The following is a 25,035-nucleotide window of genomic DNA, read 5'->3' on the forward strand; positions in this document are numbered from 1 at the left end:
GTGTTGACCAATGCGGCTCGCATCGAGCTGCTCAGCCCGCGACTGGCGAACCAGATTGCCGCCGGTGAGGTGGTCGAACGCCCGGCTTCGGTGATCAAGGAGTTGCTGGAAAACAGCCTCGATTCCGGCGCCAGGCGTATCGATGTCGATGTGGAACAGGGCGGCGTCAAGCTGCTGCGGGTGCGCGATGACGGCAGCGGCATTTCTGCCGATGACCTGCCGCTGGCCCTGGCGCGACACGCTACCAGCAAGATCCGCAACCTCGAAGACCTCGAACAGGTCATGAGCCTCGGGTTTCGCGGTGAAGCCCTTGCCTCGATCAGCTCCGTGGCGCGCCTGACCCTGACATCCCGCACCAAGGATGCCGATCAGGCCTGGCAGGTCGAGACCGAAGGCCGGGACATGGCGCCTCGGGTTCAACCCGCAGCCCATCCGGTGGGCACTTCGGTTGAAGTGCGCGACCTGTTCTTCAACACCCCGGCACGGCGCAAATTCCTCAAGACCGAAAAAACCGAATTCGATCACCTGCAAGAAGTGATCAAGCGTCTGGCGTTGGCGCGTTTCGACGTGGCGTTCCATTTGCGTCACAACGGCAAAACCATTCTCAGCCTGCACGAAGCCCATGACGATGCGGCCCGCGCGCGGCGAGTGGCGGCCATCTGCGGTTCGGGTTTCCTCGAGCAGGCGCTGCCGATCGAAATCGAGCGCAACGGCCTGCACTTGTGGGGTTGGGTCGGGTTGCCGACCTTCAACCGTAGCCAGGCGGATTTGCAGTATTTCTTTGTGAACGGCCGTGCCGTGCGCGACAAACTGGTGGCTCACGCGGTGCGCCAGGCGTATCGCGACGTGCTGTTCAACGGTCGGCACCCGACGTTCGTGCTGTTTTTCGAAGTCGATCCGGCCGGTGTCGACGTCAACGTGCACCCGACCAAGCACGAAGTGCGCTTCCGTGACGGGCGCATGGTTCACGATTTCCTCTACGGCACCTTGCACCGGGCCTTGGGCGATGTTCGACCGGATGATCATTTGGCGGCGCCGGTGGCGACGGCGATTGTTCGCCCGTCCGGTATCGATGCCGGCGAGTTCGGTCCGCAGGGCGAAATGCGCCTGGCGGCCAATGCGTTGCTGGAGCAGCCGCAGGCCCAACCTTCGTTCAACACCGCGGCGGGCTCGGGCTCGGGCGCAGGCGCTGGTTATCAGTATCAGTACACGCCGCGTCCTCAGTCCGGCGTGCCTGCGGCTGAGGCTCAGGCTGCGTACAAGGAGTTTTTTGCGCCGCTGCCAGAAGCTAACGCTGCTGCACTTCCAGCCGGGCAGGACGATATTCCACCGCTGGGTTACGCTTTGGCGCAACTCAAAGGCATCTACATTCTTTCGGAAAACGCCCAGGGCCTGGTGCTGGTCGACATGCACGCCGCCCACGAGCGGATCATGTACGAACGCTTGAAGATCGCCATGGCCAGCGAAGGCCTGAGCGGCCAGCCGCTGTTGGTGCCGGAATCGTTGGCGGTGAGCGAGCGCGAAGGCGATTGCGCCGAAGAGAACGTCGCATGGTTCCAGCGCCTGGGCTTTGAATTACAGCGTCTGGGCCCGGAAACGCTGGCGATTCGGCAAATTCCGGCCTTGCTCAAGCAGGCAGAAGCCAACCGCTTGGTCAGTGATGTTCTGGCCGATCTGATGGAATATGGCACCAGCGACCGCATTCAGGCACACCTGAACGAATTGCTCGGCACCATGGCCTGTCACGGTGCGATTCGGGCGAATCGGCGTCTGGCGCTGCCGGAAATGAACGGTCTGCTGCGGGACATGGAAAACACCGAGCGCAGCGGTCAATGCAACCATGGCCGACCGACCTGGACCCAGCTGGGCCTGGACGATCTGGACAAACTGTTCTTGCGCGGTCGCTGATGAGCCAGCTCCCTCCTGCGATTTTCCTGATGGGCCCGACTGCAGCGGGCAAGACCGACTTGGCCATCGAGCTGACCAAGGTCCTGCCTTGCGAGCTGATCAGCGTTGATTCGGCGCTGGTCTATCGTGGCATGGACATCGGCACCGCCAAACCCTCGAAAGAGATTCTGGCCGAGTTTCCGCACCGCTTGATCGATATTCTCGACCCGGCCGAGAGCTATTCGGCCGCCGATTTCCGTCGCGATGCGCTGGAAGCCATGGCCGAGATCACTTCGCGAGGCAAAATTCCGCTGCTTGTAGGCGGCACGATGCTCTACTACAAGGCTTTGGTCGAAGGGCTGGCAGAAATGCCGGCGGCCGATCCCGAGGTTCGCGCGCAGATTGAAGAAGAGGCTGCACGCCTTGGTTGGCAAGCCCTGCACGAACAGTTGGCGGTCATCGATCCGGTTTCTGCGGCGCGGATTCATCCGAACGATCCGCAACGACTCAGTCGAGCGCTGGAAGTTTATCGCGTCAGCGGTCAGAGCATGACCGAGCTGCGACTGAGACAAAGTGCGCAAAGTACTGAAGCAGCCGCTTCGGGACGGCAACAATTGCCCTATACTGTCGCGAACTTGGCCATTGCTCCGGCAAATCGCCAGGTACTGCACGAGCGAATTAAACAAAGATTCACAGTTATGTTGGAACAGGGATTCATTGACGAGGTCGTAGCCCTGCGTAGACGGAGTGACCTGCATTCAGGGTTGCCGTCTATACGTGCGGTAGGCTACCGACAAGTCTGGGACTACCTGGGTGGCAAGCTGACACAAGCCGAGATGCAGGAGCGTGGAATCATTGCCACGCGCCAATTGGCAAAGCGTCAGTTCACCTGGCTGCGCAGTTGGGCTGATTTACACTGGCTGGACAGCCTGGATTGCGACAATCTGCCGCGCGCCTTGAAATACCTGGGGACCATCTCCATATTGAGCTGAGTCCTTGCAATTGCCGTCTATCCTTGGGGGTGTGACGGCCACAAGCCATCTGTTTACCTATTTTTTATATTGAATCCTTAAAGGAGTGCGGCACATGTCAAAAGGGCATTCGCTACAAGACCCTTACTTGAATACTTTACGTAAAGAGAAAGTTGGGGTGTCCATCTACCTGGTCAACGGGATCAAACTGCAAGGTACGATCGAGTCTTTCGACCAGTTCGTTATCCTGCTGAAGAACACCGTCAGCCAGATGGTTTACAAACACGCTATCTCTACAGTGGTGCCGGTGCGTCCAATTCGTCTGCCTAGCGCAACCGAATCCGAAGCAGGTGACGCTGAGCCAGGTAACGCCTGATAGGAGTCTCCTTTGTTCTTTGAGCGCCACGGTGGTGGTGAGCGAGTAATCCTCGTTCACTTGGATGGACAGGACCCTGAGGCGCGCGAAGATCCGCAGGAGTTTCAGGAGTTGGCTAATTCGGCCGGCGCCGAGACCGTTGCGTTTTTTAACGTGCCGCGTCATCGGCCAACCGCCAAATTCCTGATTGGCAGCGGCAAGGTCGAGGAACTGCGCGACCTGGTCCATGCCGAAAAGGCCGATCTGGTGATCTTCAATCACATCCTCACGCCCAGTCAGGAACGTAACCTCGAACGTGTTTTCGAGTGTCGCGTGATCGACCGCACCGGTCTGATTCTCGATATTTTCGCCCAACGTGCCCGTACCCATGAAGGCAAGCTCCAGGTCGAACTGGCCCAGCTTGACCACATGAGCACCCGGCTGGTTCGTGGCTGGACTCACCTTGAGCGTCAAGGTGGCGGTATCGGCATGCGTGGCCCGGGTGAAACCCAACTGGAAACCGACCGCCGTTTGCTGCGGGTTCGCCTGCGACAGATCAAGGGCCGGTTGGAAAAAGTGCGCAGCCAGCGCGAACAGTCGCGACGTGGCCGTTCGCGTGCGGATATCCCTACCGTGTCTTTGGTGGGGTATACCAACGCCGGTAAATCCACGCTCTTCAATAACGTGACGAAATCAGACGTGTACGCCGCTGACCAGTTGTTTGCCACGCTGGACCCGACCTTGCGCCGTCTGGAACTGGACGACCTGGGGCCGATTGTCCTGGCTGACACTGTGGGTTTCATACGCCACTTGCCCCACAAGCTGGTCGAGGCATTTCGGTCTACGCTCGAAGAGTCGAGCAACTCCGACCTGCTGTTGCACGTGATTGACGCGGCCGAACCGGATCGCATGTTGCAGATCGAGCAGGTAATGGTGGTGCTGGGCGAGATCGGTGCCCAGGACTTGCCGATCCTCGAGGTCTATAACAAACTCGATTTGCTTGAAGGCGTGGAGCCACAAATTCAGCGCGATGAAAACGGCAAGCCTCAGCGGGTCTGGTTGTCGGCGCGTGATGGCAGCGGTCTGGAATTGCTTGAGCAAGTCATTGCCGAGTTGCTGGGCGGTGATTTGTTTATCGGTACCTTGCGCTTGCCTCAGCGTTTTGCGCGACTGCGTGCACAGTTTTTCGAACTGGGCGTGGTACAGAAAGAAGAACACGACGAAGAAGGTGTCAGCTTGCTGGCCGTTAGATTGCCGCGCTCGGAGCTCAATCGACTGGTCAGCCGTGAAGGCGTTGTGCCGACGGAGTTTATCGAGCAACACACTTTGCAATAAAAGCCTGAGAAAGCGGTTGTGCCGCGGTGACAGGCATTCTGTAGCATTGGTCGGCGCGCCGTGGGTGCGTCTTTGCTTTATCAGATGGAGAGCGCTATGGCTTGGAATGAGCCGGGTGGCAACTCGAATAATCAGGATCCTTGGGGTGGCAAGCGCCGCAATAACGGCGACCGCAAGGGACCACCGGATCTCGACGAGGCCTTCCGAAAGCTGCAGGAAAGCCTGAACGGGTTGTTCGGTGGTGGTAAGAAACGTGGTGATGACGGCGGTGGTTCGGGCAAGAGTGGCGGCTTCGGCGGCATTCTTGGCATCGGCCTTGTCGTGCTGGCCGCTGTTTGGCTGTACAGCGCGGTCTACGTAGTCGACGAGCAGGAGCAAGCCGTTGTGCTGCGCTTCGGCAAGTACTACGAAACCGTCGGCCCGGGCCTGAACATCTATTTTCCGCCGCTTGATCGCAAGTACCTGGAAAACGTCACGCGTGAGCGTGCCTATACCAAGCAGGGTCAAATGCTGACTGAAGACGAGAACATCGTCGAAGTGCCGCTGACCGTGCAGTACAAGATCAGCAACCTGCAGGACTTCGTGCTGAGCGTCGACCAGCCGGAAATCAGCCTGCAGCACGCGACCGAAAGTGCCTTGCGCCATGTGGTGGGTTCCACCGCGATGGATCAGGTGCTGACCGAAGGTCGTGAATTGATGGCCAGCGAAATCAAGGAGCGTCTGCAACGCTTCATGGATACCTATCGCACCGGTATCACCGTCACTCAGGTCAACGTACAGAGCGCAGCGGCACCGCGTGAAGTACAGGAAGCCTTCGATGATGTGATCCGCGCCCGTGAAGACGAGCAGCGTTCGCGCAACCAGGCTGAAACCTATGCCAACGGCGTCGTGCCGGAAGCCCGTGGTCAGGCCCAGCGCATCATTGAAGATGCCAATGGTTACCGTGACGAAACCGTCTCGCGCGCCAAGGGTGAGGCTGATCGCTTCACCAAGCTGGTCGCCGAGTACCGCAAGGCACCTGAAGTCACCCGCGAGCGTCTGTACCTGGACACCATGCAGGAAGTCTTCAGCAACACCAGCAAGGTTCTCGTGACCGGCAACAAGAATGGCCAGAGCAATCTGCTGTACTTGCCGCTGGACAAAATGGTCGAGAGTGGCCGTAGCACCGGCACTTCTGTGACCGGCGCGGCAGCCACCAGCAATGAAGCGAGCGCGCGTGCGGCAGCTGATCTGCAGCAACAGCCAGCACGTACCAGGGAGAGTCGCTGATGAGCAATAAATCGCTGATCGCCCTTATTGTCGGCGTCGTCGTGGCCATCGCTGCCTGGAACTGCTTCTACATCGTGGCTCAGACCGAGCGTGCGGTGCTGCTGCAGTTCGGTCGCGTGGTTCAGGCTGATGTCCAGCCAGGCCTGCATGTGAAAGTGCCTTACGTTAACCAGGTGCGTAAATTCGACGCACGCCTGATGACGCTGGATGCACCGACACAACGCTTCCTGACGCTGGAAAAGAAAGCCGTGATGGTCGATGCCTACGCCAAGTGGCGCGTGAAGGACGCTGAGCGTTACTACACCGCGACTTCCGGCCTCAAGCAGATAGCCGACGAGCGTCTTTCCCGTCGTCTGGAATCGGGCCTGCGTGACCAGTTCGGTAAGCGCACGCTGCACGAAGTGGTGTCCGGTGAGCGCGATGCGCTGATGACCGATATCACCGCTTCGCTGAACAAGATGGCGGAAAAAGAGCTGGGCATCGAAGTGGTCGATGTTCGGGTCAAGGCCATCGATCTGCCGAAAGAAGTGAACCGCAGTGTGTTCGAGCGTATGAGCTCCGAACGTGAGCGTGAAGCTCGCGAGCACCGCGCCAAGGGTAACGAGCTGGCAGAAGGCATCCGTGCCGACGCCGATCGTCAACGCCGCGTGCTGCTGGCTGAAGCCTATCGTGAATCTGAAGAGGTTCGCGGTGACGGTGATGCTCAGGCCGCTGCGATCTACTCCAAGGCCTACGGCCAGGATCAGGAGTTCTACGGTTTCTACCGTAGCCTGCGCGCCTACCGTGAAAGCTTCGCGAACAAATCCGACGTCATGGTCCTGGACCCAAGCAGTGACTTCTTCCGTTACCTGGAAAAAGCCAAGCCTTGATACGACGTTGACCTGAATCATCCCCCGCCTGGCGGCTAAAGCCTCGGGCGGGGTGATCCTTTGGGAAAACGTGTGTATGATGCGGCAGCCGGGAAATTCCCGGCTTTTTTGCGTCTGCACGTTTGATTGCGGTTTTTAAGCGGGCGCCCGAGTTGAATGACTCGACAGGTTTTTCGAGGAAAGTGGTTGGCGAAGCCGGTTTCAGGCTTTTCGCCACGTTGTTTATGCGCGTGGTTTGCACATGAGCCGATCATTTTCTGCTTCACTCAAGGCTCGCCCAACGGCTGGCCGCCCGGATCATAGGGGAATGGCGTAATGGCAACGGTAGACCGCTGGCTGCTGCCAGATGGCATCGAAGAAGTACTGCCACCAGAGGCGGCGCGCATTGAAGTCGCGCGTCGTCAGGTGTTGGATCTGTTCCAGAGCTGGGGTTACGAGTTTGTCGTGACTCCCCATATCGAGTACCTGGAGTCCCTGCTGACCGGCGCGGGCTCGGACCTCGATCTGCGTACCTTCAAGGTCATCGACCCGCAATCGGGCCGGCAGATGGGCTTTCGTGCCGACATCACGCCGCAAGTGGCGCGCATCGATGCGCACACCCTGCGTCGCGAAGGTCCGAGCCGTCTGTGCTATGCCGGCAGCGTGCTGCATGCCCAGCCACGTGCCTTGTCGTCCTCGCGCAGCCCGATCCAGCTGGGCGCCGAGTTGTACGGCGATGCCAGCCCGAGCAGCGACGTGGAAGTCATCAGCCTGATGCTGGCCATGCTGCAACTGGCCGATGTGCCGGATGTGCACATGGACCTCGGTCATGTCGGCATCTACCGCGGCCTGGCCCGTGCGGCCGGTTTGTCCGGTGAAGTTGAACAGCAGTTGTTCGATGCGTTGCAACGCAAGGCGATCGACGAGGTCATTACCTTGACCGAAGGCTTGCCTGCCGATCTGTCGGGCATGCTGCGAGCGTTGGTCGATTTGTGTGGCGGTCGTGAAGTATTGGACGCTGCCCGCGAGCGTCTGGCGAAAGCGCCGGCGCCTGTTCTGGCGGCGCTGGACGATTTGCTGGCGATTGCCGAGCGTCTGTCCACGCGTTTTCCGCAATTACCGCTTTACTTCGATCTGGGCGAGTTGCGCGGCTACCACTACCACACTGGTGTAGTGTTCGCGGTGTTCGTACCGGGCGTGGGCCAGTCCATTGCTCAGGGCGGTCGTTACGACGACATCGGCGCCGACTTCGGTCGCGCACGTCCGGCAACCGGCTTCTCTACCGATTTGAAAACCCTGGTGACCCTGGGGCGTGCTGAGATCGAGCTACCGTCTGGCGGTATCTGGATGCCTGACAGTACGGATGCGGCACTCTGGCAGCAGGTTTGTCAGTTGCGCAGTGAGGGTCAGCGTGTCGTTCAGGCATTGCCTGGACAACCTTTGGCCGCCGCCCGTGAAGCGGACTGCGACCGGCAATTGATTCAGCAGAACGGGCTTTGGCAAGTATCGCCACTGGCTTCTTGAGTTTTCCCGCCGGCTGCGGCCGGCACCAAGTTTGCGCGAATGAGGACAAGTGTTATGGGTAAGAATGTCGTAGTCCTGGGCACCCAATGGGGTGATGAGGGCAAAGGCAAGATCGTTGATCTGCTGACCGAACATGCTGCCGCCGTAGTGCGCTACCAGGGTGGCCACAACGCTGGTCACACCTTGGTGATCGATGGCGAAAAAACCGTCTTGCACCTGATCCCGTCGGGCGTGCTGCGCGAAGGCGTACAGTGCCTGATCGGCAACGGCGTGGTGGTTGCACCCGACGCTCTGCTGCGGGAAATCATCAAGCTGGAAGAGAAAGGCGTACCGGTGCGCGAGCGCCTGCGTATCAGCCCGTCCTGCCCGCTGATCCTGTCCTACCACGTAGCGCTGGACCAGGCGCGTGAAAAGGCCCGTGGCGAGCTGAAGATCGGTACAACCGGTCGCGGCATCGGCCCGGCTTACGAAGACAAGGTTGCTCGTCGCGGCCTGCGTATCGGTGACCTGTTCCACCGTGAGCGTTTCGCCGCCAAGCTGGGCGAGTTGCTGGATTACCACAACTTCGTTCTGGTCAATTACTACAAAGAGCCGGCAATCGACTTCCAGAAGACTCTGGACGAGTGCATGGAATACGCCGAGCTGTTGAAGCCGATGATGCTCGACGTCACCGCCGAGCTGCACGAACTGCGTCGCGCTGGCAAAGACATCATGTTCGAAGGCGCCCAAGGCTCCTTGCTGGACATCGACCACGGTACCTACCCGTACGTCACCAGTTCCAACACCACCGCGGGCGGCATTGCCACCGGTTCGGGTTTTGGCCCGATGTACCTGGATTACATCCTCGGCATCACCAAGGCTTACACCACTCGCGTCGGTTCGGGTCCGTTCCCGACTGAGCTGTTCGACGACGTTGGCGCCTTCCTGGCCAAGCGTGGCCACGAGTTCGGCGCGACCACCGGCCGCGCCCGTCGTTGCGGCTGGTTCGATGCCGTCATCCTGCGTCGCGCTATCGACGTCAACAGCATCTCGGGCCTGTGCCTGACCAAGCTGGACGTGTTGGACGGTCTGGAAACCATCAACATCTGCGTTGGCTACAAGAACCAGGATGGTGCAGTGATCGACGCACCGACTGACGCCGACAGCTACATCGGCCTGGAGCCGGTGTACGAAGAGATGCCAGGCTGGACCGAATCCACCGTCGGTGCCAAGACCCTGGAAGCGCTGCCGCAAGCTGCTCGCAACTACATCAAGCGCGTCGAAGAGTTGGTCGGTGCGCCGATTGACATTATTTCGACGGGCCCGGACCGCAACGAAACCATCGTTTTGCGTCACCCGTTCGCTTAATAAGTCGTTGATGTAAAAAGCAAAGGGTCCTTAATTGGACCCTTTGTCGTTTCTGCCTGCCGGACGGCATGACCTTTGCTGTGATGTTGAATAAAAGCATCGCTTCCAGCGCGCCATCAATCTAATGGCGCCAAAGCAGAGGGATTCCAAGTGTCGGCCGTTCTCTCATTGTTACAAAGCCGTTTATTGCGGCCTGTGTTCGTTACCCTTGGTATCGCCCTTTTGGTGCAGGTGCTGGTGGCTGTCGCCCTGACTCGGAGCACAGTGACTGCGCTTGAGGCCGATCTCGGCGTGCGCCTGGGTGCCGACAGTCAAAAACTGTCTGGCGAACTTGAGCAGGCCGGGCGTGAAGTCACGTCGAGCCTGGACAGTCTATCCACCAGTACCCGTCAGCGACTCACCGCCGGCCTGTCTACGCGATTGAAAGACGAGCAGATGCAACTGCGTGCAACGTTGGAGAAGGATCTGAAAGATTCGGCCAACGACATGGCGCAACTGCTGGCCTCCGTCGCGCCTCGCGCCATGTGGGACAGCGACGTACCAACCCTGTCCGAATTCGCCCGCCGGGCCCAGCGCAATCCCAACGTGTTGTTCGTGGTGTATGACGATGCGACGGGTCAGCACCTGACGCGTTACCTCAACCGCGAAAACCCGATCAACAAGGCATTGCTGGAGAAAGGCCAGGGCGAGCGTGCGCTGGACAAGGTGCTGGATGCGGCGAAGAACGATCCGTCGGTCTACTACCTCGAAGCCTCGATCAACCCCAACGGCGTGGAAATCGGTAAGGTCTTGATGGGCGTCTCTACCGCTTCGGTGGAAACCGATCTGGCCGCCCTGGATAAACGTTTTGCAGCGCTGATCGCCAGTGGTGATCAGCTGGTCGGCGACAGTCTCAAAGGCGCAGCTGCGGACAGCGCCACTGCGATGCGTGCGCGTCTGACGTCCGCGCAGGCCACGGCGTCGGAAATGAAAGCCAACACCACCAGCACCGTGCAGGAAGCGGCGGCGACGTTGCGCTGGCGCATCGGGATGTTCCTGGCGCTGGTCGGTTGCGGTGTGCTGCTGTTGCTCGCTGTTGTGCTGGGCCGTCGAGTGGTCAATCGCTTGAAAATGCTCATCGCCGCGATGGATGACCTGGCGGCGGGCGAGGGCGACCTGACTAAGCGTGTGCAGATCAACAGCAAAGACGAAATCGGCGACATGGCCGCGGCGGTCAACCGTTTTGTGGATAAGTTGCAGCCGATCGTGCGCGAGGCGGGCGATGTGGCTCAGCGCACCGGCGTGGAAATCGGCGCCATGACCCTGCGCAATGCTGGAGCCGACAGGGCGGCGGGCATGCAGCGCGATGAAGTGGCCGAGAGCTTGCGCGCGTTGTCGCAGATGGCGGATGAAGCGCAGTCAGAAAGCCACGCCATGCAGGCAGCGTTGCAGCAGGTGGTGGACATTCGTTCGGCCACCGATGAAAACACCCGGACCTCGGCAAAAGTCGGCAGCCTGATCGAGGCGTTGGCCGGGCAGGTCGATACCGGGTCGAAAGTCATCGAGCGGCTGGCGCAGCAGAGCGAGCAGATTGAGGTGGTGCTGACGGTGATTCACGGGATCGCCGAACAGACCAACCTGCTGGCGCTGAACGCCGCCATCGAAGCGGCGCGTGCCGGTGAGACTGGTCGCGGCTTTGCGGTGGTGGCGGACGAAGTCCGGGCGCTGGCAAGCAAGACCCAGAGCTCTACCGGCGACATCCAGGCGCACATCGTCGCCTTGCAGCAAGGTGCGCGTGAGGCGGTGGCAGCGATTGGCCAGGCCGGGCGTCAGGCCAATGAAGGTTTGCTGGTGTTGCGTGACAGTGCGCGGTTGCAGCAGTCGGTGCAGGCGTCGGTCGAGCAGGTGCATGCGGCGATTGGTCTGGCGACTCAGGCGGCAGCCCATCAGGCGCAAGGCGCGCAAGCGGTGCGGGGTCGGGTTGAGACCATTCATGCACAGGCTGAGAAAGCGGCTCAGGCGGTGGTGGAAACCACGGCCAGTGGCAAAGTGCTGGATGGATTGGCGGCGCAACTGAAGGCTAGCCTGGGGCAGTTCAGGGCGTAGGATTTGTATTGCCTGGTCTGACGCCTTCGCGGGCAAGTCGGATCGCCGCACCGCTCGCTCCTACAAGGGATCGCGCATTCCCTGTAGGAGCGAGGCTTGCCCGCGAAGCTTTTCAGCGGCTCAAATACATCCGGGTTGTTAACAGGTACACGGGTAACCCCGACACCAAAATCAATAACGCCGCATAAGGCGCCGCCGCCGCAAACTCCACATTCGCGGTATGCGCCCACACCTCAGTCGCCAACGTATTGAGCCCGGTCGGACTCAACAACAGCGTCGCCGTCAGTTCCTTCATCGCATCCAGAAACACCAGCGCGAACGCCGCGCCCAGCGCCGGGAAGATGATCGGCAGCGTCACCCGACAAAACGCACTGAAAGACGACGCCCCCAGCGTGCGTGCCGCCTCTTCCAGTTGCGGCGCGGCCTTGTTCAGCGCCGTGCGAATCGGTGCCTGAGCCAGTGGCAAAAACAGCAGAGCATAAGCGATCAGCAACAGTGCCGAAGTCTGGTACAGCACCGGCACGTAATGCAGGGCGAAATACACCAGCGTCAGCGCAATTACCAAGCCTGGCAGCGCGTGCAGCAGATAGGGCAAGCGCTCGGCCCAGATCGCCAATCGGCCTTTATGACGCACCACCAGCAGTCCCACCGGCACCGCCAGCACCAGGCACAGCGCAGCGCCGCCCAGGGACAGCGCCAAGGAAGACAGCAGCGCCTCGCTGATCGCCGCCACCGGGAATGCCGCCGACGAACCTACCGCCAGCCAATACGCAAGCATCCCCAGCGGAATGCCGCTGCCGATAATCGCCAGTGCCAGGCAGTAAACCTGTCCGGCAATCGTCCACGGCCCCAGTCGAACCTGTTCTGCCTGCCGTGCTGCGCCCTGTCCGGTACGCACGTGCCGACCTTTGCCGCGGACGCGCAGCTCCAGCCACAACAGCACCAGGCAAAGCGCCAGAAGCACCGCCGACAGCATCGCCGCGTTGGCGTTGCTGAACTCCAGTTCGAACTGCTGATAGATTGCGGTGGTGAAAGTTTGCAGGCCGATGATCGACAGGGCGCCAAACTCCACAAGCATGTGCAGCGCGATCAGCAGCGAGCCGGCCAGCAATGACGGCCAGAGCAGCGGCAGGGTGATTCTGAAAAACACGCCCCAGCGATTCTGCCCAAGGGTCCGTGCGGACTCCTCAAGAGAAGGGTCGAGATTGCGCAGGGTCGCTGCGACTGGGAGAAATATCAGTGGGTACTTCGACAGGGTCATCACCAGGATCGCCCCACCCAAACCTTCGAAATGCGCGCTCAGGGACACCCAGGTAAAACTGCTGACGAACGCCGGCACGGCGAACGGCAAGCACAGGATCACACCCCACAAACGTCGTCCCGGCAGATTGCTGCGTTCCAGCAGCCAGGCAAGGGACAAGCCGATCACGCCGCAAGCGACTGTCACGCCGACCATCAGCGCCAGCGTATTGCGCAGCAGCCCGAACACATAAGGCCGCCACAGCAGATGCAGCGCCTCGGCCCAGCCGGCCTGCCAGGTCTTGAGCCCGACATACACCAGCGGCAAAAGGCTGAGCACCACCAACAGCAAAACCGGCAGCAGCAGCCAGATTGACGGCCGCCTGCGCCGGGGCACGTAACCCCCGCGCGAGGCGGGGGCGGATAACGATGCGCTCATCAGTTCAAGCCAACGTCACGTTCCAGGTCCAGGGCTTCTTCGGCGTTGCCGAGGTCAGCCGGGGTGACTTTCGGTGCCTCGAGTTCGCTGAACGGCTTGAGCCCGCGATCGGATTGCATGCCTTTGTGCAGCGGGTATTCGGCGGTGGTCTGGGTGATCACGCGCTGACCTTCTTCGCTCGCCATGTAGGCGAGGAATTGTTGGGCTTCTTTCGGATGCCTGCTGGATTTCAGCACGGCGGCGCTGGAAACGGTGATCAATCCGCCAACGTCACCGCCAGTGAAGTAATGCAGTTTCGAATCGAGCTGGCCTTTTTCACGCTGCAAGGCGAACCAGTAGTAGTTGTTGACCAGCACGGTGGCGACTTCGCCGTTTTCAACGGCCTTCAGCGCAACCATGTTGTTGCTGTAAGTCTTGCCGAACGCGCGCAGGCCGGTCAGCCATTCTTCGGCCGCGTCCGTGCCGTGCACTTTGATGATTGCCACGGCCTGCTCCTGGAACGCGCCGCTGGTAGGCACGAAGCCGACCTTGCCTTGCCATTTCGGATCGGAGAATTCCATGACCGACTTGGGCAGGTTTTTCTCATCGATCAGTTTCGGGTTGTAGGCGACTACGCGGACTCGAGCGGTGATGCCGATCCAGGTGCCATTGCCGGCGACGTAGTCTTTCGGCAGAACGGAAAGGGTGGCGGTATCGGTAAGCGCCAACAGGCCTTGTTCGCCGAGTTTGTTCAGCGGTGGCGACTCTTCGGTGTAGATCACATCGGCAGGGGAGCGATCACCTTCTTCAACGACCTGGCTGGCGAGCTGGTTGCTGCTGCCTTTGCGCACGTTGACGTGAATGCCGGTCTTGGCTTCGAAGGCTTTGGCGATGGCGTCGCCGACTTCCTTGTGTTGGCCGTTGTAGAGAGTCAGGGAAACTGGGTCAGCAGCCTGGGTGAGGGGGGTGGCGAGTGCCAGGCCGAGCAGGGTGAAGGTCAAGCCGCGGCGCAGGGTATTTCTAAACATCATTCGCAGGGTTCCTCACTGTCGCATTGCAAAAACTTGAAACAATAATAAACGATATTGTTTCTCAAGTGCGCCTTGCGAGGCGGAGAGGGTTTTGCTGGAGGGCTGGTGGCGATCTCCGTGGCGAGGGGATTTATCCCCGTTGGGTTGCGAAGCAGCCCCGAAACCTGCACCGCCAATGTGACAGGACACAACACACACATGCACTGGTTTACGACTGCTGCGCAGCCGAACGGGGATAAATCCCCTCGCCACAAGAACCCTTTTGCAAAGGGGGGTTGTCTTTCAGGAAGGCAGAAACGCAAAAACCCGCTTTCGCGGGTTTTTGTGAAATTCAAGATCGTGACCTTGAATTTGAATTGGTGCCCAGAAGAAGACTCGAACTTCCACGACCTTGCGGTCACCAGCACCTGAAGCTGGCGTGTCTACCAATTTCACCATCTGGGCATAATCATCAGCGTTGCCGCTGTTGATGTGGCGCACTATACGGAGAGCATTTTGATCTGTAAACCCCTGATTTGGTTTTAATAAATCAGGACCCTGGAATGCAAAAAACCCGCTTTCGCAGGTTTTTGTTTGAGCCTTGAAATTGATCTAATCTCAAGCTCTAAATTGGTGCCCAGAAGAAGACTCGAACTTCCACGACCTTGCGGTCACCAGCACCTGAAGCTGGCGTGTCTACCAATTTCACCATCTGGGCAGTATCGGCAACGCTAGCGCGTCGTCGATGGCGCGCACTATACGGAGCGTTTTTTTAACTGTAAACCCCCAGCATCAAAAAAACCTGGAAAATTTCACCAGCGGCATTTAAATCAGCTTTGCGCTGTCGATATAAGGCTTTAGATGGGCTGTCACAGCTTGAAATTTCCCGTTTCATTACGCCTATGCCAAACTAACCCGCATATAGACAAGGTGAAAACTCTCTAATGGCCGATTGGCAGTCCCTCGATCCCGAGGCCGCTCGTGAAGCGGAAAAATATGAAAACCCTATTCCTAGCCGCGAACTGATCCTTCAGCATCTTGCTGATCGGGGTTCGCCTGCTAACCGCGAGCAACTGGTCGAAGAGTTTGGTCTGACCACAGAAGACCAGATCGAAGCCCTGCGCCGCCGTCTGCGCGCCATGGAGCGCGATGCTCAGCTGATTTACACTCGTCGCGGCACGTATGCGCCGGTGGACAAGCTCGACCTGATCCTCGGCCGCATCAGCGGTCACCGTGACGGCTTCGGCTTCCTGGTCCCGGACGACGGCAGTGACGACCTGTTCATGAGCCCGGCGCAAATGCGTCTGGTGTTCGATGGCGACCGTGCCTTGGCCCGTGTTTCCGGCCTCGACCGTCGTGGTCGCCGCGAAGGCATGATCGTCGAAGTGGTCTCCCGTGCCCACGAGACCATCGTCGGCCGCTACTTTGAAGAAGGCGGTATCGGCTTCGTGGTTGCGGACAATCCGAAGATCCAGCAAGAAGTGCTGGTCACCCCGGGTCGCAACGCCAATGCCAAGGTCGGTCAGTTCGTCGAAGTGAAGATCACTCACTGGCCGACGCCACGCTTCCAGCCGCAAGGCGACGTGGTCGAAGTCGTGGGCAACTACATGGCGCCGGGCATGGAAATCGATGTCGCCCTGCGCGCGTACGATATCCCACACGTCTGGCCTGAAGCGGTCTTGAAAGAAGCCGCCAAGCTCAAGCCTGAAGTCGAAGAGAAAGACAAAGAGAAGCGCATTGACCTGCGTCACCTGCCGTTCGTAACCATTGACGGTGAAGACGCGCGTGACTTCGATGACGCCGTTTACTGTGAAGCCAAACCGGGCAAGCTGCGCCTGTTCTCCGGTGGCTGGAAGTTGTACGTGGCGATCGCCGACGTCTCCAGCTACGTGAAAATCGGTTCGGCCCTGGACAACGAATCCCAGGTTCGCGGCAACTCGGTGTACTTCCCTGAGCGCGTAGTGCCGATGCTGCCGGAGCAGCTGTCCAACGGACTGTGCTCGTTGAACCCGCACGTCGATCGCCTGGCCATGGTCTGCGAGATGACCATCTCGAAAACCGGCGAGATGACTGATTACTGCTTCTACGAAGCGGTGATCCACTCCCACGCGCGCCTGACCTACAACAAGGTCAGCTCGATGCTGGAGACGCCGAAACTCACCGAGGCGCGTCAGCTTCGCGGCGAGTACAACGATGTTCTGCCGCACCTGAAGCAGCTTTACGCACTGTACAAAGTGCTGCTGGGCGCTCGTCACGTGCGTGGCGCGATCGATTTCGAAACTCAGGAAACCCGGATCATCTTCGGCACCGAGCGCAAGATTGCCGAAATCCGTCCGACTGTTCGTAACGATGCGCACAAACTAATCGAGGAATGCATGCTGGCGGCCAACGTGGCCACCGCTGAATTCCTGAAGAAACACGAAATACCCGCTTTGTATCGCGTTCACAACGGCCCGCCACCGGAGCGTCTGGAAAAACTGCGCGCCTTCCTCGGCGAGCTCGGCCTGTCCCTGCACAAAGGCAAGGACGGCCCGTCGCCGAAGGATTACCAGGCATTGCTGGCCAGCATCAAGGACCGTCCGGATTTCCATCTGATCCAGACCGTCATGCTGCGCTCGTTGAGCCAGGCGGTGTACAGCGCCGATAACCAGGGCCACTTCGGCCTGAATTACGAAGCCTATACCCACTTCACCTCGCCGATCCGCCGCTACCCGGACTTGCTCACGCACCGGGCGATCCGCAGTGTCATCCATTCCAAGCAGGACACGCCGCACGTTCGCCGTGCCGGCGCGATGACCATTCCGAAAGCGCGCATCTATCCGTACGACGAAGCGGCGCTGGAACAGCTCGGCGAGCAATGCTCGATGAGCGAGCGCCGTGCCGACGAAGCGACCCGCGACGTGGTGAACTGGCTCAAGTGCGAGTTCATGAAAGACCGCGTGGGCGAATCGTTCCCGGGTGTGATCACCGCCGTGACCGGTTTTGGCCTGTTCGTCGAGCTGACCGATATCTACGTCGAAGGCCTGGTGCACGTCACCGCGCTGCCAGGCGATTACTACCACTTCGATCCAGTGCACCACCGCCTCGCCGGTGAGCGTACAGGTCGCAGCTTCCGTCTTGGTGACACCGTTGAAGTGCGCGTGATGCGCGTTGACCTCGACGAACGCAAGATCGACTTCGAGATGGCGGAAAAAACCATCAGCGCACCGATCGGTCGCAAGAAGCGCGGCACTGAAAAGGCTGAACCAGCCGCCAAGACTGCTGCGAAAACCGCTGCCGAGCCGGCACCGGCGAAAACCGGTCGTCGTCCTGCCAAGGAAAAGGCTGTCGAAGCCTATCGCCCAAGCGATGCCGCGGCGAAAAATGCCGAACTGCGTAAAAGCCGTGAATTGAAACAGGCGTTGCTGTCTGAAGCGAAAAGCGGCGGTAAAGCGGCGTCTGGGGGAAAGGCCGGACGGTCGGCGCCTGACAAGGCTCCCGGCAGCAAGCCAAGCAAACACCGTAAAGGCCCGCCGAAAGCGGGTTCGGCTCCAGCCAAAAGCGGCGGGGCGCGTAAACCTAAGGCCAAGTCATGAGTCAGTTGGAAAAGATCTACGGCGTGCACGCGGTAGAAGCGTTGCTGCGTCACCACCCGAAACGCGTCAAGCAGATCTGGCTGGCTGAAGGCCGCAGTGATCCGCGCGTTCAGACGCTGATCGCGCTGGCGGCGGAAAATCGCGTAGCCGTCGGCCAGGCAGAGCGTCGTGAGCTGGATGCCTGGGTTGAGGGCGTGCACCAGGGCGTGGTGGCGGAAGTGAGTCCGAGCCAGGTCTGGGGCGAGGCAATGCTCGACGAACTGCTCGATCGCACCGAAGGCGCACCGTTGCTGCTGGTGCTCGACGGCGTGACCGATCCGCACAACCTTGGCGCTTGCCTGCGTTCGGCCGATGCGGCCGGCGCGCTGGCGGTGATCGTGCCGAAGGACAAGTCAGCCACCCTGACCCCGACGGTACGAAAGGTCGCTTGTGGCGCGGCGGAAGTGATTCCGTTGGTCGCCGTGACCAACCTGGCGCGCACCCTGGAAAAACTCAAGCAGCGTGGCTTGTGGGTCGTCGGTACGGCGGGCGAGGCTGAACAGAGTCTGTATCAGCAGGACATGACCGGCCCGACCATCCTGATCATGGGCGCGGAAGGCAGCGGCATGCGTCGCCTGACCCGCGATCTTTGCGACTACCTGGTGCACCTGCCGATGACCGGCAGCGTCAGCAGTCTCAACGTCTCAGTGGCGACCGGCGTCTGCCTGTTTGAGGCCCAGCGCCAGCGCAGCGTCAAAGCCGCCGGAACCGCCAAGAAGTCCTGAATCATCGCGGCAGCCTTGCTTCTGTAGGAGCGAGGCTCGCCCGCGAAGAACGATAAGGCGGTATTCCTGAAAGATCGCGGAGCTCCGATCGCGGGCAAGCCTCGCTCCTACAGGGATGATGCGGTGGTTGTTCAAATAATCACCAATTGCCTTGCACCTCTCCTGTCCCTTCTCTACAATTGCGCCCCTTGCTGTGACGGCAGGCACGCATGTGTCTATCGCAAGCAAGTCCATAAGTGTCATTCACTCCTTGTCTGACCGCTTTTGAGCGGCAGGCTACAACCCGTAAGGAGCATTCATGCGTCATTACGAAATCATCTTTTTGGTCCACCCGGATCAAAGCGAGCAAGTCGGCGGCATGGTAGAGCGTTACACCAAGCTGATCGAAGAAGACGGCGGCAAAATCCACCGTCTGGAAGATTGGGGCCGTCGTCAACTGGCCTATGCAATCAACAATGTTCACAAGGCTCACTACGTGATGCTGAACGTTGAGTGCACTGGCAAGGCCCTGGCCGAGCTGGAAGACAACTTCCGCTACAACGATGCAGTGATCCGTAACCTGGTCATCCGTCGCGAAGAAGCCGTTACCGGCCAATCCGAGATGCTCAAGGCTGAAGAAAACCGCAGTGAGCGCCGTGAGCGTCGCGACCGTCCTGAGCACGAAGGCGCTGAAAGCGCTGATAGTGATGACAGCGACAACAGCGATAACGCTGACGAGTAATCCACGGACCTTTTAAGGAGCCTATCAAATGGCACGTTTCTTCCGTCGTCGTAAATTCTGCCGCTTCACCGCTGAAGACGTGAAAGAGATCGATTACAAAGATCTCAACACTCTGAAAGCTTATGTATCCGAGACCGGCAAAATCGTTCCAAGCCGTATCACCGGTACCAAAGCACGTTATCAGCGTCAGCTGGCCACCGCTATCAAGCGCGCCCGCTTCCTGGCCCTGCTGGCCTACACCGACAGCCACGGCCGCTGAGACCGGGCAGTCGACACGTAGCAAAGGATTGAATGCATGCGAGCCATAGCTGAGTTCATCATGCGCGGCCGTATGCAGGCCACTCTGGTAGTGGCTGGATGCGCTGCATTGCCGTTGTTGTATTGGTTGGGTGCTGCCGCTGGATGCTTTGTGCTCCTGCGGCGCGGATTGAAGGACGCCATTGGCGTACTTGCTCTCGGACTGCTGCCAGCGTTGATCTGGTGGTTTTACTCCGATGACCCACGCGCACTTCTGGTGCTGCTGGGGTCTTGGAGCCTTGCGTTGGTTTTGCGCGCAAGTGAGTCCTGGAACCGCGTGCTGCTGGTCAGCATAGCGATGGGAGTGGTGTTTGCAGTGGTGCTGGGGACAGTTTTTGCTCCCCAAATCGAGATGCTGGCGCAGGCCTTGATAAAGGTCATGCCGTCGCTACTCGGTGATGTCTACCAGAAGTTGTCGGTAGACGAGCAAGCGCATTTTGCGTCCCTGATTGCACCGGTCCTGACCGGCCTGATTGCGGCCTTGTTGCAAATCGTCAGTGTGCTGAGCCTGATTGTCGGGCGCTACTGGCAGGCGTTGTTGTACAACCCGGGTGGTTTTGGTCGCGAGTTTCGCGCCATCCGATTCCCGCTTTTACCAGCGATGTTGCTGCTGGCGTTCATGCTTCTGGGGCCGAACATCGGTCCACAGATGGCCATGTTGACGCCGTTGTGCAGCGTGCCGCTGGTGTTCGCCGGGCTGGCCCTGATTCACGGGCTAGTGGCGCAAAAGCGACTGGCCAGATTCTGGCTGGTGGGGTTGTACGTCACGCTGTTGCTGTTCATGCAGCTGATCTATCCGTTGCTGGTGGTCTTGGCCATCGTCGACAGCCTGATTGATTTTCGCGGTCGTTCGGCGCCGAAAGACGCCGATAGCGCGAACGGTGAAGGTTAAAAGTTAAGAGGATTTTCACATGCAACTGATCCTTCTGGAAAAAGTCACCAACCTGGGCAACCTGGGTGACAAAGTAAACGTTAAGGCTGGTTACGGTCGTAACTACCTGCTGCCTTACGGTAAAGCTACCGCTGCGACCGCTGCCAACCTGGCTGCGTTCGAAGAGCGTCGCGCTGAGCTGGAAAAAGCCGCAGCAGACCGTAAAACTTCGGCTGAAAGCCGTGCCGCCCAACTGGCTGAGCTGGAAGTGACTATCACTGCCACCGCTGGTGACGAAGGCAAGCTGTTCGGTTCGATCGGTACTCACGACATCGCTGATGCACTGACCGCCTCTGGCGTTGAAGTTGCAAAAAGCGAAGTTCGTCTGCCGAACGGCACCATCCGCAACGTAGGCGAATTCGACGTAGCCGTGCACCTGCACGCCGAAGTTGAAGCCACCGTACGCGTTGTCGTGGTAGCAGCTTAAGCAGCACTTGATCGGCTGGCACCCTTGGGTGCTTGCCGGTAACATCGGGCACGATCCTGTTTACAGGTCGTGCTCTTTGTCTTTCTGCAGTTCCTGTTTTTCACACCCTGCTTTTCTAATATAACCAAGTGGCCATGAACGATATCTCCGCTCCCGAGCAATACGATCTGCAAACCGCTTCCCTGAAGGTGCCTCCGCATTCCATCGAGGCCGAACAGGCCGTGCTCGGTGGTCTGATGCTGGACAACAACGCCTGGGAACGCGTGCTGGATCAAGTGTCGGACGGCGATTTCTATCGACATGACCACCGTTTGATCTTCCGCGCGATCGCCAAGCTCGCCGACCAGAACTCCCCCATCGACGTCGTGACCCTTGCCGAGCAATTGGACAAGGAAGGTCAGACCTCGCAGGTCGGCGGCCTTGGTTACCTTGGTGAGCTGGCGAAAAATACGCCGTCCGTCGCCAACATCAAGGCCTATGCGCAGATCGTCCGTGCACGGGCAACGCTGCGGCAGCTGATCGGTATCGCCACCGAAATTGCCGATAGTGCTTTCAACCCGGAAGGCCGCACGGCTGAAGAGATTCTCGACGAAGCCGAACGGCAGATCTTCCAGATCGCCGAGGCCCGGCCAAAAACCGGCGGCCCGGTGAGCGTGAATGACCTGCTGACCAAGGCCATCGACCGCATCGACACCTTGTTCAACACCGACAACGCCATCACTGGCCTGTCCACCGGCTACACCGACCTCGACGGGATGACCAGCGGCCTGCAGCCGTCCGACCTGATCATCGTCGCCGGTCGTCCTTCGATGGGTAAAACCACTTTTGCGATGAACCTGGTGGAAAACGCCGTGTTGCGCAGCGACAAGTGCGTACTGGTCTACTCGCTGGAGATGCCAGGCGAATCGCTGATCATGCGTATGTTGTCGTCGCTGGGCCGTATCGACCAGACCAAGGTCCGTGCCGGTCGCCTGGAAGACGACGATTGGCCGCGCCTGACCTCGGCGGTCAACCTGCTCAACGATCGCAAGCTGTTCATCGACGATACGGCGGGCATCAGCCCTTCGGAAATGCGCGCGCGGACCCGGCGTCTGGTTCGTGAGCACGGCGATGTCGGCCTGATCATGATCGACTACCTGCAGTTGATGCAGATCCCGGGTTCGGGCGGCGACAATCGGACCAACGAGATTTCCGAGATCTCCCGTTCCTTGAAAGCCCTGGCCAAGGAATTCAACTGCCCGGTGGTGGCGCTGTCTCAGCTCAACCGCTCCCTGGAGCAACGACCGAACAAACGCCCGATCAACTCCGACCTCCGGGAATCCGGAGCGATCGAGCAAGATGCTGACGTGATCATGTTCGTGTACCGGGACGAGGTGTACCACCCGGAAACCGAGCACAAAGGCATCGCCGAGATCATCATCGGCAAACAGCGGAACGGCCCGATCGGCACGTCGCGGCTGGCGTTCATCGGTAAGTACACCCGCTTCGAAAACCTCGCGCCGGGCAGCTACAACTTCGACGACGAATAGTTAGTTGGTGTCTGGTCGGGCCTCTTCGCGGGCAAGCCTCGCTCCTACAGGTTGCGTAGAACCTGTAGGAGCGAGGCTTGCCCGCGAATGGGGTCGACACCAATTTCCGACCATAGCCGTCGGAATTGGTTGTTTTTTGTGCTATATTCCGCGCCCGCGATTTTTCATCTCAACACCGGTCATCGTCATGCAAACAGCCAAGCCGTTATTTGACTATCCCAAGTACTGGGCCGAATGTTTCGGTCCAGCGCCATTCCTGCCGATGAGCAGGGAGGAGATGGATCAGCTTGGCTGGGATTCCTGCGACATCATCATCGTCACCGGTGATGCGTACGTCGACCACCCGTCTTTCGGTATGGCAATCATTGGCCGGCTGCTAGAGTCGCAAGGCTTCCGCGTCGGGATCATTGCCCAGCCAAACTGGCAGTCCAAAGACGACTTCATGAAGCTCGGCGAGCCGAACCTGTTTTTCGGCGTCGCGGCCGGCAACATGGATTCGATGATCAACCGCTACACCGCCGACAAGAAAATCCGTTCCGACGACGCCTACACCCCCGGTGGCATGGCGGGCAAACGTCCGGACCGCGCGAGCCTGGTTTACAGCCAGCGCTGCAAGGAAGCCTACAAGGACGTGCCGATCGTGCTCGGTGGCATCGAAGCTTCCCTGCGCCGCATCGCCCACTACGATTACTGGCAGGACCGGGTTCGCAACTCGATCCTGATCGACGCCTGCGCCGACATCCTGCTCTACGGCAACGCCGAGCGTGCGATCGTCGAAGTCGCCCAGCGTCTGTCCTACGGTCACAAGATCGAAGACATCACCGATGTGCGTGGCACCGCGTTCATCCGTCGCGATACGCCGAAAGACTGGTACGAAGTCGATTCCACGCGTATCGACCGTCCGGGCAAGGTCGACAAGATCATCAACCCGTACGTGAATACTCAAGACACCCAGGCCTGCGCCATCGAGCAGGAGAAGGGTCCGGTTGAAGACCCGAGCGAAGCCAAGGTCGTGCAGATCCTGGCCAGCCCACGGATGACCCGCGACAAGACCGTCATTCGTCTGCCGTCGGTTGAGAAAGTCCGTGGCGACGCGGTGCTTTATGCTCACGCCAACCGCGTGCTTCACCTGGAAACCAACCCGGGCAACGCCCGTGCATTGGTTCAGAAGCACGGCGAAGTCGATGTATGGTTCAACCCGCCTCCGATTCCGATGACCACCGAAGAAATGGACTACGTGTTTGGCATGCCCTATGCGCGCATTCCGCACCCGGCGTACGGCAAGGAAAAGATCCCTGCCTACGACATGATCCGTTTCTCGGTGAACATCATGCGTGGCTGCTTCGGTGGCTGCACGTTCTGCTCGATCACTGAGCACGAAGGCCGGATCATCCAGAACCGTTCCGAAGAGTCGATCATTCGCGAAATCGAAGAGATCCGCGACAAGGTTCCAGGCTTTACCGGCGTCATTTCCGACCTCGGCGGTCCGACCGCGAACATGTACCGCATCGCCTGCAAGACCCCGGAAATCGAATCCGCGTGCCGCAAGCCTTCGTGCGTATTCCCTGGCATTTGCCCGAACCTGAATACCGACCACTCGTCGCTGATCCAGCTGTATCGCAGCGCCCGTGCGTTGCCGGGTGTGAAGAAGATCCTGATCGCGTCCGGCCTGCGTTACGACCTCGCGGTCGAGTCGCCGGAATACGTTAAGGAACTGGTGACTCACCACGTCGGTGGTTACCTGAAGATCGCCCCGGAACATACCGAGGAAGGTCCGCTCAACCAGATGATGAAGCCGGGCATTGGCAGCTATGACAAGTTCAAGCGCATGTTCGAGAAGTACTCCAAGGAAGCCGGGAAAGAGCAGTACCTGATTCCGTACTTCATCGCCGCGCACCCGGGCACCACCGACGAAGACATGATGAACCTGGCCTTGTGGCTCAAGGGCAACGGCTTCCGTGCCGACCAGGTGCAGGCGTTCTACCCGTCGCCAATGGCCACCGCCACCGCGATGTACCACTCGGGCAAGAACCCGCTGCGTAAGGTCACTTACAAGAGCGACGCCGTGACCATCGTCAAGAGCGAAGAGCAGCGTCGCCTGCACAAGGCGTTCTTGCGATATCACGACCCGAAAGGCTGGCCGATGCTGCGTGAAGCGCTGACCCGCATGGGCCGCGCCGACCTGATCGGGCCGGGCAAGAACCAGTTGATCCCGCTGCACCAGCCGGCGACCGACAGCTACCAGAGCGCCCGTCGCAAGAACTCGACGCCGGCTGGCAGCCATAAAGTGGCAGGCGAGAAGACCACCAAGATCCTGACCCAGCACACTGGCTTGCCACCGCGCGCCAGCGATGGCGGCAACCCCTGGGACAAGCGTGAACAGGCCAAGGCTGCGGCGTTTGCCCGCAACCAGCAGGCGGCCAAGGAGCGCAAGGATGCGGCCAAAGGCAAAGGGCCAAAGCCTGCGCGTAAGCCGGTAGTGCCGCGCTAAGCCACGTTTGAG

Annotated in this window: 19 protein-coding genes and 2 tRNA genes; 17 read left to right on the forward strand and 4 right to left on the reverse strand. The window is 59.6% G+C overall.

Going from position 1 to position 25,035, the window contains the following annotated elements; genetic code table 11:
* Positions 1 to 3 precede the first annotated feature (3 nt).
* The 9 genes from mutL to EYC95_RS01685 all read left to right on the forward strand — a co-directional run bounded on the left by mutL (position 4) and on the right by EYC95_RS01685 (position 11,621).
* On the forward strand, positions 4 to 1,908 hold the full coding sequence (mutL, locus tag EYC95_RS01645; protein WP_165557416.1) for a DNA mismatch repair endonuclease MutL: 1,905 nt from the start codon (positions 4 to 6) through the stop codon (positions 1,906 to 1,908).
* Positions 1,908 to 2,879, forward strand: coding sequence for a tRNA (adenosine(37)-N6)-dimethylallyltransferase MiaA (gene miaA, locus EYC95_RS01650; RefSeq protein WP_131058810.1), 972 nt, complete (start codon positions 1,908 to 1,910; stop codon positions 2,877 to 2,879). The genes mutL and miaA overlap by 1 nt, the downstream gene beginning before the upstream one ends.
* A gap of 94 nt (positions 2,880 to 2,973) precedes the next feature.
* A complete protein-coding gene (hfq, locus tag EYC95_RS01655; RefSeq protein ID WP_007902656.1) occupies positions 2,974 to 3,234 on the forward strand; it encodes an RNA chaperone Hfq in 261 nt (86 codons plus the stop codon).
* A gap of 12 nt (positions 3,235 to 3,246) precedes the next feature.
* Positions 3,247 to 4,548 carry a ribosome rescue GTPase HflX gene (gene hflX, locus EYC95_RS01660; protein WP_131058811.1) on the forward strand — a complete coding sequence of 434 codons (1,302 nt, stop codon included), beginning with the start codon at positions 3,247 to 3,249 and terminating at the stop codon, positions 4,546 to 4,548.
* 96 nt (positions 4,549 to 4,644) lie between these two features.
* Positions 4,645 to 5,817: an FtsH protease activity modulator HflK gene (gene hflK / locus EYC95_RS01665; protein WP_131058812.1), complete on the forward strand. Its 1,173-nt coding sequence runs from the start codon at positions 4,645 to 4,647 to the stop codon at positions 5,815 to 5,817.
* The gene (hflC, locus tag EYC95_RS01670; protein WP_131058813.1) at positions 5,817 to 6,686 is read left to right on the forward strand and encodes a protease modulator HflC; all 870 of its coding nucleotides are present in this window, start codon (positions 5,817 to 5,819) and stop codon (positions 6,684 to 6,686) included. Before hflK ends, hflC begins: the two co-directional genes overlap by 1 nt.
* Positions 6,687 to 7,001: 315 nt before the next feature.
* A complete protein-coding gene (locus EYC95_RS01675; RefSeq protein ID WP_131058814.1) occupies positions 7,002 to 8,189 on the forward strand; it encodes an ATP phosphoribosyltransferase regulatory subunit in 1,188 nt (395 codons plus the stop codon).
* Positions 8,190 to 8,243: 54 nt separating this feature from the next.
* A complete protein-coding gene (locus EYC95_RS01680) occupies positions 8,244 to 9,536 on the forward strand; it encodes an adenylosuccinate synthase (protein ID WP_131058815.1) in 1,293 nt (430 codons plus the stop codon).
* A 150-nt stretch (positions 9,537 to 9,686) separates the two neighbouring features.
* Positions 9,687 to 11,621: a methyl-accepting chemotaxis protein gene (locus EYC95_RS01685; protein ID WP_131058816.1), complete on the forward strand. Its 1,935-nt coding sequence runs from the start codon at positions 9,687 to 9,689 to the stop codon at positions 11,619 to 11,621.
* Positions 11,622 to 11,733: 112 nt separating this feature from the next.
* Here EYC95_RS01685 and EYC95_RS01690 read toward each other — a convergent pair whose 3' ends face one another.
* The 4 genes from EYC95_RS01690 to EYC95_RS01705 form a co-directional block, all read right to left on the reverse strand.
* Positions 11,734 to 13,299 (reverse strand): iron ABC transporter permease, encoded by a 1,566-nt coding sequence (locus EYC95_RS01690; RefSeq protein WP_131058817.1) that lies wholly within the window; start codon positions 13,297 to 13,299, stop codon positions 11,734 to 11,736.
* Positions 13,299 to 14,309 carry an extracellular solute-binding protein gene (locus EYC95_RS01695; RefSeq protein ID WP_131058818.1) on the reverse strand — a complete coding sequence of 337 codons (1,011 nt, stop codon included), beginning with the start codon at positions 14,307 to 14,309 and terminating at the stop codon, positions 13,299 to 13,301. The genes EYC95_RS01690 and EYC95_RS01695 overlap by 1 nt, the downstream gene beginning before the upstream one ends.
* A gap of 357 nt (positions 14,310 to 14,666) precedes the next feature.
* A tRNA-Leu gene (locus EYC95_RS01700) sits at positions 14,667 to 14,753 on the reverse strand.
* Positions 14,754 to 14,919: 166 nt separating this feature from the next.
* Positions 14,920 to 15,006, reverse strand: a tRNA-Leu gene (locus EYC95_RS01705).
* A gap of 226 nt (positions 15,007 to 15,232) precedes the next feature.
* Here EYC95_RS01705 and rnr point away from each other — a divergent pair.
* The 8 genes from rnr to EYC95_RS01745 all read left to right on the forward strand — a co-directional run bounded on the left by rnr (position 15,233) and on the right by EYC95_RS01745 (position 25,023).
* Positions 15,233 to 17,863 (forward strand): ribonuclease R, encoded by a 2,631-nt coding sequence (gene rnr / locus EYC95_RS01710; RefSeq protein ID WP_131058819.1) that lies wholly within the window; start codon positions 15,233 to 15,235, stop codon positions 17,861 to 17,863.
* On the forward strand, positions 17,860 to 18,627 hold the full coding sequence (rlmB, locus tag EYC95_RS01715; RefSeq protein ID WP_131058820.1) for a 23S rRNA (guanosine(2251)-2'-O)-methyltransferase RlmB: 768 nt from the start codon (positions 17,860 to 17,862) through the stop codon (positions 18,625 to 18,627). The genes rnr and rlmB overlap by 4 nt, the downstream gene beginning before the upstream one ends.
* 298 nt (positions 18,628 to 18,925) lie before the next feature.
* A complete protein-coding gene (gene rpsF, locus EYC95_RS01720) occupies positions 18,926 to 19,348 on the forward strand; it encodes a 30S ribosomal protein S6 (protein WP_003217491.1) in 423 nt (140 codons plus the stop codon).
* A gap of 28 nt (positions 19,349 to 19,376) precedes the next feature.
* On the forward strand, positions 19,377 to 19,607 hold the full coding sequence (rpsR, locus tag EYC95_RS01725; protein WP_002551829.1) for a 30S ribosomal protein S18: 231 nt from the start codon (positions 19,377 to 19,379) through the stop codon (positions 19,605 to 19,607).
* A gap of 36 nt (positions 19,608 to 19,643) precedes the next feature.
* Entirely contained in the window at positions 19,644 to 20,537 is an 894-nt protein-coding gene (locus tag EYC95_RS01730) for a hypothetical protein (RefSeq protein WP_131058821.1), read from the forward strand.
* A gap of 19 nt (positions 20,538 to 20,556) precedes the next feature.
* Positions 20,557 to 21,003, forward strand: a complete 447-nt coding sequence (rplI, locus tag EYC95_RS01735) for a 50S ribosomal protein L9 (protein ID WP_003197251.1) — start codon at positions 20,557 to 20,559, stop codon at positions 21,001 to 21,003.
* A 134-nt stretch (positions 21,004 to 21,137) separates the two neighbouring features.
* Positions 21,138 to 22,532 carry a replicative DNA helicase gene (gene dnaB / locus EYC95_RS01740; RefSeq protein ID WP_131058822.1) on the forward strand — a complete coding sequence of 465 codons (1,395 nt, stop codon included), beginning with the start codon at positions 21,138 to 21,140 and terminating at the stop codon, positions 22,530 to 22,532.
* Between the two features lie 187 nt (positions 22,533 to 22,719).
* The gene (locus tag EYC95_RS01745; protein ID WP_131058823.1) at positions 22,720 to 25,023 is read left to right on the forward strand and encodes a YgiQ family radical SAM protein; all 2,304 of its coding nucleotides are present in this window, start codon (positions 22,720 to 22,722) and stop codon (positions 25,021 to 25,023) included.
* Positions 25,024 to 25,035: the final 12 nt, after the last annotated feature.

The sequence above is a fragment of the Pseudomonas sp. BGI-2 genome, from assembly GCF_004310295.1.
In the GTDB taxonomy this organism is placed as follows: Bacteria; Pseudomonadota; Gammaproteobacteria; order Pseudomonadales; family Pseudomonadaceae; genus Aquipseudomonas.

Bases quoted from the DNA above. Each gene is read 5' to 3' on its own strand.
- hfq (WP_007902656.1), top strand. From the start codon at position 2,974: ATGTCAAAAGGGCATTCGCTACAAGACCCTTACTTGAATACTTTACGT.
- EYC95_RS01680 (WP_131058815.1), top strand. From the start codon at position 8,244: ATGGGTAAGAATGTCGTAGTCCTGGGCACCCAATGGGGTGATGAGGGC.
- EYC95_RS01690 (WP_131058817.1), bottom strand. From the start codon at position 13,299: ATGAGCGCATCGTTATCCGCCCCCGCCTCGCGCGGGGGTTACGTGCCC.
- rpsR (WP_002551829.1), top strand. From the start codon at position 19,377: ATGGCACGTTTCTTCCGTCGTCGTAAATTCTGCCGCTTCACCGCTGAA.
- EYC95_RS01695 (WP_131058818.1), bottom strand. From the start codon at position 14,309: ATGATGTTTAGAAATACCCTGCGCCGCGGCTTGACCTTCACCCTGCTC.
- rpsF (WP_003217491.1), top strand. From the start codon at position 18,926: ATGCGTCATTACGAAATCATCTTTTTGGTCCACCCGGATCAAAGCGAG.
- hflK (WP_131058812.1), top strand. From the start codon at position 4,645: ATGGCTTGGAATGAGCCGGGTGGCAACTCGAATAATCAGGATCCTTGG.
- rlmB (WP_131058820.1), top strand. From the start codon at position 17,860: ATGAGTCAGTTGGAAAAGATCTACGGCGTGCACGCGGTAGAAGCGTTG.
- miaA (WP_131058810.1), top strand. From the start codon at position 1,908: ATGAGCCAGCTCCCTCCTGCGATTTTCCTGATGGGCCCGACTGCAGCG.
- EYC95_RS01675 (WP_131058814.1), top strand. From the start codon at position 7,002: ATGGCAACGGTAGACCGCTGGCTGCTGCCAGATGGCATCGAAGAAGTA.
- hflC (WP_131058813.1), top strand. From the start codon at position 5,817: ATGAGCAATAAATCGCTGATCGCCCTTATTGTCGGCGTCGTCGTGGCC.
- dnaB (WP_131058822.1), top strand. From the start codon at position 21,138: ATGAACGATATCTCCGCTCCCGAGCAATACGATCTGCAAACCGCTTCC.
- EYC95_RS01745 (WP_131058823.1), top strand. From the start codon at position 22,720: ATGCAAACAGCCAAGCCGTTATTTGACTATCCCAAGTACTGGGCCGAA.
- rplI (WP_003197251.1), top strand. From the start codon at position 20,557: ATGCAACTGATCCTTCTGGAAAAAGTCACCAACCTGGGCAACCTGGGT.
- rnr (WP_131058819.1), top strand. From the start codon at position 15,233: ATGGCCGATTGGCAGTCCCTCGATCCCGAGGCCGCTCGTGAAGCGGAA.
- EYC95_RS01730 (WP_131058821.1), top strand. From the start codon at position 19,644: ATGCGAGCCATAGCTGAGTTCATCATGCGCGGCCGTATGCAGGCCACT.